Source organism: Streptomyces sp. A1136, assembly GCF_004795055.1.
Taxonomy (GTDB): Bacteria; Actinomycetota; Actinomycetes; order Streptomycetales; family Streptomycetaceae; genus Streptomyces.
In genome coordinates, this window is the sequence record NZ_SSBJ01000059.1 from 23,270 (window position 1) to 30,020 (window position 6,751).

At 71.6% G+C, this 6,751-nt stretch carries 6 protein-coding genes; 4 read left to right on the forward strand and 2 right to left on the reverse strand.

Translation table 11 applies throughout. From position 1 onward, the window contains the following. Positions 1-275: 275 nt before the first annotated feature. Positions 276-857, forward strand: coding sequence for a biotin transporter BioY (locus E6R62_RS34340; protein WP_136217408.1), 582 nt, complete (start codon positions 276-278; stop codon positions 855-857). Positions 858-965: 108 nt separating this feature from the next. Here E6R62_RS34340 and E6R62_RS34345 read toward each other — a convergent pair whose 3' ends face one another. Further along, positions 966-2,402 carry an amino acid permease gene (locus E6R62_RS34345; RefSeq protein ID WP_136217409.1) on the reverse strand — a complete coding sequence of 479 codons (1,437 nt, stop codon included), beginning with the start codon at positions 2,400-2,402 and terminating at the stop codon, positions 966-968. Positions 2,403-2,634: 232 nt separating this feature from the next. Between E6R62_RS34345 and E6R62_RS34350 the strand changes: the two genes are divergently transcribed. Further along, positions 2,635-3,120, forward strand: coding sequence for a ribose-5-phosphate isomerase (locus E6R62_RS34350; protein ID WP_136217410.1), 486 nt, complete (start codon positions 2,635-2,637; stop codon positions 3,118-3,120). A gap of 114 nt (positions 3,121-3,234) precedes the next feature. Next, positions 3,235-4,041, forward strand: coding sequence for an Fpg/Nei family DNA glycosylase (locus tag E6R62_RS34355; protein ID WP_136217411.1), 807 nt, complete (start codon positions 3,235-3,237; stop codon positions 4,039-4,041). Between the two features lie 13 nt (positions 4,042-4,054). Here the strand turns inward: E6R62_RS34355 and E6R62_RS34360 are convergent, their stop codons facing one another. Next, on the reverse strand, positions 4,055-5,290 hold the full coding sequence (locus E6R62_RS34360; protein ID WP_136217412.1) for a GNAT family N-acetyltransferase: 1,236 nt from the start codon (positions 5,288-5,290) through the stop codon (positions 4,055-4,057). A 117-nt stretch (positions 5,291-5,407) separates the two neighbouring features. Between E6R62_RS34360 and E6R62_RS34365 the strand changes: the two genes are divergently transcribed. After that, complete coding sequence (locus E6R62_RS34365; protein WP_136217413.1) at positions 5,408-6,550, forward strand: PP2C family protein-serine/threonine phosphatase; 1,143 nt, start codon at positions 5,408-5,410, stop codon at positions 6,548-6,550. The last annotated feature ends 201 nt before the right edge of the window (positions 6,551-6,751 follow it).

Here is a 6,751-nt window from a genome sequence, read left to right on the forward strand (position 1 = left end):
GTACTCTCGTTCGGCCTGGCGGCGATGGGGGGTCGCGCAGATTGGAGGGACCCTACAGTCTCGCCGGAGGGTGTCCGTCCACGCAAAACGGACGTGAAGTCTCTAGTGGGTCGTGACGGGGATCACTGCAACTCGGGCATGGAAGAGGGTCTTTGTGTACTCCCCACCAAACCGCGCAGTATGGCTTGTCTCAGGCGGCGGTGGGGCGGCGACCGGCCCCGGACTAACGTCGATGATCGTCCCGTCATCCGTTCATCCCCCCGCGGAGTCCCCTGATGAGCACTGCTTCCGTCTCCTCCCGACCCGGCGCCGTCCTCGCCGACCTGCTGCCCGCGAGCCGCGTCCGTGATGTCGCGCTCGTCGTCGGCGGAGCCGCGCTCATGGGCGTGGCCGCCCAGATCGCGGTCAAGGTGCCGGGCCTGATCGTGCCGATCACCGGCCAGACCTTCGCCGCCCTGCTGATCGGCGCCGCGCTCGGCCCCGCCCGCTCCTTCCTCTCCATGACGCTGTACACGCTCGTCGGCATGGCCGGGGTGCCGTGGTTCGCCCACGGCGCCTCGGGCGCGGGCGGCGCCACCTTCGGCTACGTGCTCGGCATGCTGCTCGCCTCCACCGTCGTCGGCGCCCTCGCGAGGCGCGGCGTCGACCGCTCCGTCCCGCGCACGGCGGCCACGATGGTGCTCGGCTCGGCCCTCGTCTACGCGGTGGGCGTCCCGTACCTGGCCCTCGCCACCGGGATGTCCTTCGGCGCCGCGGTAGCGGGCGGCATGACCCCGTTCCTGATCGGCGACGCCGTCAAGGCGGCTCTGGCGATGGGCCTGCTGCCGACCACGTGGAAGCTCCTCGACCGCGGCTGAGCACGTCGCGCGCGGACGCGTACACGCAACGCGCGCGAAGGCGCGTGCGCAACAGCCCCGGACCACGAGCGGTGGTCCGGGGCTGTTCCATGGGAAGTGCTCCCGGGACTACGCGACCGCGGCGGCCTTGCGGCGGCGCCAGTCGCGGACCCCGCCGATCACCAGGACGACCGCCGCGACCAGCAGCGACAGCGTCACGGTCTCGCGGTTGTCCTTGTCGTAGACCATGTAGGCCAGCACGAAGGCGATCATCCCGGCGGTGATCCAGGTCAGACCCGGGAACAGCCACATCTTGACGGTCAGCTTCTCCGGCGCCTCCCGCTCCAGGATCCGGCGCATCCGCAGCTGGGTCAGGCAGATGACCAGCCACACGAAGAGCGCGATCGCGCCCGAGGAGTTCAGCAGGAAGTCGAAGACCGTGTCCGGGAAGGCGTAGTTGAAGTACACGGCGAGGAAGCCGAAGACCACGGACCCCAGGATGGCGGCGGTCGGCACGCCGTTCTTGCTCACCTTGGCGAACGCCTTCGGGGCGTCACCGCGCTCGCCCAGCGAGAACGCCATGCGCGAAGCGGTGTACAGGCCCGAGTTCAGGCAGGACAGCACGGCCGTCAGGACGATCACGTTCATGATCTGACCGGCGTGCGCGATGCCGATCGAGTCGAGGGCGGCGACGTACGAGCCCTTCTCGACGATCGACTTGTCGTTCCACGGCAGCAGGGTCAGCACGATGAAGATCGAGCCGAGGTAGAAGACGCCGATGCGCCAGATCACCGAGTTGGTGGCCTTGGTGACCGCGCGGCGCGGGTCCTCGGACTCGCCGGCGGCCAGGGTGACGATCTCACTGCCCATGAACGAGAAGACGACCATCAGCACACCGGTGAGGATCGAGCCCCAGCCGTTGGGCATGAACCCGCCGGCGTCCGTGAGGTGGGCGAAGCCCGCGCCCGGGTTGTCCGAGCCCGGCAGCACGCCGAACACGGCGAGCATGCCGACTATCACGAAGGCGCCGATGGCGACGACCTTGATGCCCGCGAACCAGAACTCGAACTCGCCGTAGGAGGCGACCGAGCCGAGGTTGGTGACGGTCAGGACCGCCATCACGATCAGGGCCCAGCCCCACTGCGGGACGGCCGGGATCCAGCCTTCCAGGATCTTCGCGCCGGCGGTGGCCTCCACGGCCAGCACGACGACCCAGAAGAACCAGTACAGCCAGCCGATGGAGAAACCGGCCCAGCGGCCGAGCGCGCGGTCGGCGTACGCGGAGAAGGAGCCCGAGTTCGGGCTCGCGGCGGCCATCTCGCCGAGCATGCGCATCACGAAGACGACCATCGCGCCGACGAGTGCGTACGACACGAGGATGGCGGGACCGGTCTTGGCGATGCCGCCGCCGGAGCCGACGAAGAGTCCTGCGCCGATGACACCGCCGATGGCGATCATGGACAGGTGGCGGTTCTTGAGACCGGCCTTCAGACCATCGGAGGGCTTGGCGTCGCCGGGGGTGCCGGAGGGGTCGCCTGCCTTCTGAAGGGTCGTCGTGGAGCTCATGGACGATTCCTTAGGTTCTCGGGTTGCGAGTCCCGGCATTGAAACCTGAGATGAACGCCAGACGGAAGACCTCGTTCCGGAAGGTTGCCCGGGGCTAAAGTCCCGGGACCTTCGCCCCACCCCGTCCCGTCTGGGTTGTTGGGGATAATTTGAGCTTGCCGAGTGACTCATGCCACACTCCGCCCGGCACCCTCCGGCAGGACTCCGGGGCAGCCGTGCCACACTCGACCCCATGCGCGTGTACCTCGGATCTGACCATGCCGGCTTTGAGCTGAAGAACCACCTCGTGGACTGGCTCAAGAACAACGGCCACGAGCCCGTCGACTGCGGGCCCCACATCTACGACGCCGTCGACGACTACCCGCCGTTCTGCCTGCGCGCCGCGGAGAAGACCGCCGCGGACCCGGACGGCCTCGGCATCGTGATCGGTGGTTCCGGCAACGGCGAGCAGATCGCGGCGAACAAGGTCAAGGGCGTGCGCGCCATCCTGGCCTGGAGCGTCGAGACCGCGAAGCTCGGCCGTGAGCACAACAACGCCAACGTGATCTCCGTCGGCGGCCGCATGCACACGCAGGACGAGGCCGTCGGCTTCATCGAGGCCTTCCTGGCGACCCCGTACTCCGGCGAGGAGCGCCACACCCGCCGCATCGACATGCTCACCGCCTACGAGACCACCGGCGAGCTGCCCCCGATCCCGGCCCACCACCCCCAGGGCTGATCCGCCCGCTCGGCCGGGCCGTGCCGCCGGACACCGGCGGCACGGCCCGCTGCGTTCCCGTCCGTCTCCGCCCGTGTCCGCCGTTTCCCGCCCGTCGCCGTGAGGAGCCCCGCCGTGCCCGAGGGGCATACGATCCACCGCCTCGCCCAGGACCACACCGAGCGTTTCGCCGGGCGTCCGGTCCGGGTGAGCAGCCCGCAGGGCCGGTTCGCCGAGAGCGCCGCCCTGCTCGACGGACGCACCCTGGAGAGCGCCGAGGCCCACGGCAAGCACCTCTTCCTGGAGCTGGGCGACGCCTGGGTCCACATCCACCTCGGCCTCTTCGGCAAGCTCGGCTTCGGCCCCGCCCCCGCGTCGCCCGCCACGGACACCGTCCGGCTGCGCCTGGTGAACCCGGACCACTGGGCAGACCTGCGCGGACCGACCGCCTGCGCCCTGCTGGGCGACGGAGAGAAGAAGGCGATACACGAGCGCCTCGGCCCCGACCCGCTGCGCCCGGACGACGACCCCGACCGGGCGTGGAAGCGGATCTCCCGCTCCCGTACGACCGTCGCCGCGCTGCTCATGGACCAGAAGGTGGTCGCGGGCGTCGGCAACGTCTACCGCGCCGAGGTGCTCTTCCGGCATGGCATCGACCCGTACCGGGCGGGCAAGGACCTGACGCGGGCCGAGTGGGACGCGATCTGGGCCGATCTGGTGGTGCTCATGCGCGAGGGCGTACGCAACAACCGGATCGACACCGTCCGCGACGAGCACCTCCCGGAGGCCATGGGCCGCCCGCCCAGGGTCGACGACCACGGCGGCGAGGTGTACGTCTACCGGAGGGCGAACATGCCCTGCCACATCTGCGGGGGCGAGATCCGCACCGCCGGTCTCGCCGCCCGCAACCTCTTCTGGTGCCCCGGCTGCCAGAGCCGCTAGCGGTGCCGCTCGCCTAGAACCCGTGGGGGAGCCAGGGGGCCACGTCGCCCGCGAAGGCGCGCGAGGCACGGGTCAGGGCGCCCGGGCGCAGCTCGCGGACGCGTCCGGCGCCGGCCAGCGCGGTCAGCGTGATGCCGCCCAGGTACGCCGAGCCCAGGTCCCGTACCGACAGCTCCAGGTCCACCGGGTCCGCGCTGCGCACGCAGGACGCAGTCCCGTCCGGCCCGACGCGCAGCCGCCACCGGCCCTCGTTCCACGGGCAGAACGCGTCCTCGACCTCCAGGACCACGTCCAGCGGCGCCCCGTACCGCCGCGCCTCCAGCGCCGGCCCCAGGTCCACGAGCCGCAGGTACAGCGCGTCGCGCGGGTTCGGCCGGGTCCGCCGTACGTCGGTCACCAGGTGCAGCACCGGATCGTCCGCGGGGCGCCGGGCGGCCCGCACGCTCCAGGTCAGGTCGATCTCGCACAGGTAGCGCCACAGCGCCGCGTACGCCGCCGGCTCCAGCGCGTCGAGATCCGCCACCTCCACCGTCCCGGCCGAGCCGGTGGGCTCCCAGTCCGCCTTCACCCGGTAGCGGGCGTACCCGACCACCTGGCCGTCAGGCCCCTCGGCGACCACGCACTTGAGCGGCGAGGCGCCCGCGCGCAGCGATTCCGGGTCGAGCAGCGCCTGCCGCTCCCAGCCCGGCTGCCGCGCCGGCATCCCCGGCCGCCGCGCCACCAGCGCCGCGTAGACCCGCTCACAGTCGGCCAGGGCCTTGTCCGGGTCCACCAGGCGGAGCCGGACGCCGTCCGTCCCCGGCGGCACGCCGAGTCGTACGCGAGTGGTGTCGATCTCCAGGGCCAGCGCGTAGGTGGCGGTGCCGTAGCCGAACCGCCCGTAGATCTCCGGCTCCGAGGCCGTCAGCACGGCGAGCGGTTCACCACCCGCCCGGATGTCGTCCAATTGGCGGCGCATCAGCGACGTGAGCACTCCGCGCCGGCGGTGGGTCGGCGCGACGCCCACCATCGTGACCCCCGCGGCGGGCACCAGGAGCCCGCCCGGCACGGACAACCGGAAGCTGAACGCGCCCGCCGAACCCACGCAGTCCTCGCCGTCCCACACGCCCAGCGAGCGTTCCAACTCCGTGAGGGACTTGTAGAGTTCACGCTCCTCAGGGGATTCGGGCACACCGCCGAACGCCAGTTCAAGGTGGTCGTACCAGACATCCCACTCATCAGCCTGCAATACCCGCGTCTCAAGAGCCATATGGGCATCCTTACCAGGGCATTCCCATCCAGTCGAGGAGATTTCGACCTCCGGCGGCCCTCAGGTCCGGGGGTACCCCTGCGCGCGCACAGCCAGGATGGATAGGGTCCCGAAGCAATGGCCGGAGCACGTGTGGAGACGCTCATGGCCCGGACGCGCATGCTGTCGCACCGGGCTCGCACCGGCCTGCGCAAATCCGCGGTCGACTACTTCCGCGGCGACGCCTCCGACTGGCTCGCCTTCGGTGGTCTGCTCCTCACCGTGCCCGCGATCGCCTTCGGCACACTGATGATGCCCGTCTGGTTCTCGCCGTCGGCGCTCGTCCTGCCGATCGTGGCGGGCGGACTGCTGCTGCGGCCCGCCAGCCTGCTCGCCCTGTACGCCGCCTCCGCCGTCGCCCTGATCGTGGAGGCCCTCGTCCTCGGCCCGTACACGGAAGGACCCGCCCGGGTCACGCCCGGCACGGTGCTGGTGGTCGCGGCCTGCGGGTTCTTCGGGCTGGTCATCGCCCAGTTCCGCAGCCGGGTCGGCGTCCCGTGGCGGCGCGGCGGCACCATGCTCTTCGACCTGCGTGAACGCATCCGGGTGCAGAGCAAGCTGCCGGCCCTGCCCACCGGGTGGCACCGTGAGATGGCCCTGCGGCCGGCCGGGGGCCAGTCCTTCTCCGGGGACTTCGTCGTCGCCGCGCGCACCAACGGCGGGCGCACCCTGGAGATCGTGCTGACCGACGTCTCCGGCAAGGGCATGGAGGCGGGCTCGCGCGCCCTGCTGCTCTCCGGCGCCTTCGGGGGCCTGCTCGGCGCGCTGCCCCCGCACGGGTTCCTGCCGGCCGCCAACGGCTACCTGCTCCGCCAGGACTGGGAGGAGGGCTTCGCCACCTCCATCCACCTCGTCCTGGACCTGGAGACCGGTGACTACGAACTGCTCTCCGCGGGCCACCTCCCCGCCCTGCAGCTCTCGGCGGGCACCGGACGCTGGCGGGAGGTCTCCGGCGAGGGACCGCTGCTCGGCGTCTACGACGGCGTCGACTTCACCCCGGCCCGCGGGAACCTGCGCCGCGGGGACGTCCTGATGCTCTTCACGGACGGCCTGGTCGAGACCGCGGACCGCGACATCAGCGAGGGCATCGACCGCCTGACGGGCGAAGCGGACCGCTACGTCGCCGCCGGCTGGGACGGCGCCGCCTGGCACCTCATCGAGAAGGTCGCCAAGGACGTCAACGACGACCGCGCCCTCCTCCTCATCCGCCGCTCGTCCTGACCCTCGCCCCTTCCGTCACACCCCGGACCCGCGGCGTCCGGGGCGTTCGGGGCGTGCCTTCCAGATCCAGCCTCGCCGGCGTTTGAGGCGCTGGGTTAGGGGCGGAGCCCCAAGGAGCCCGGGGCGCAGCCCGGGCCCGCCCGCCGCAGCCCGGGCCCGCCCGCCGCAGCCCGGGCCCGCCCCCGCCGGGATCGGCCCGCC

Coding starts and splice junctions, on each gene's coding strand:
- E6R62_RS34360 (WP_136217412.1), bottom strand. CDS start 5,290: ATGGCTCTTGAGACGCGGGTATTGCAGGCTGATGAGTGGGATGTCTGG.
- E6R62_RS34345 (WP_136217409.1), bottom strand. CDS start 2,402: ATGAGCTCCACGACGACCCTTCAGAAGGCAGGCGACCCCTCCGGCACC.
- E6R62_RS34340 (WP_136217408.1), top strand. CDS start 276: ATGAGCACTGCTTCCGTCTCCTCCCGACCCGGCGCCGTCCTCGCCGAC.
- E6R62_RS34350 (WP_136217410.1), top strand. CDS start 2,635: ATGCGCGTGTACCTCGGATCTGACCATGCCGGCTTTGAGCTGAAGAAC.
- E6R62_RS34365 (WP_136217413.1), top strand. CDS start 5,408: ATGGCCGGAGCACGTGTGGAGACGCTCATGGCCCGGACGCGCATGCTG.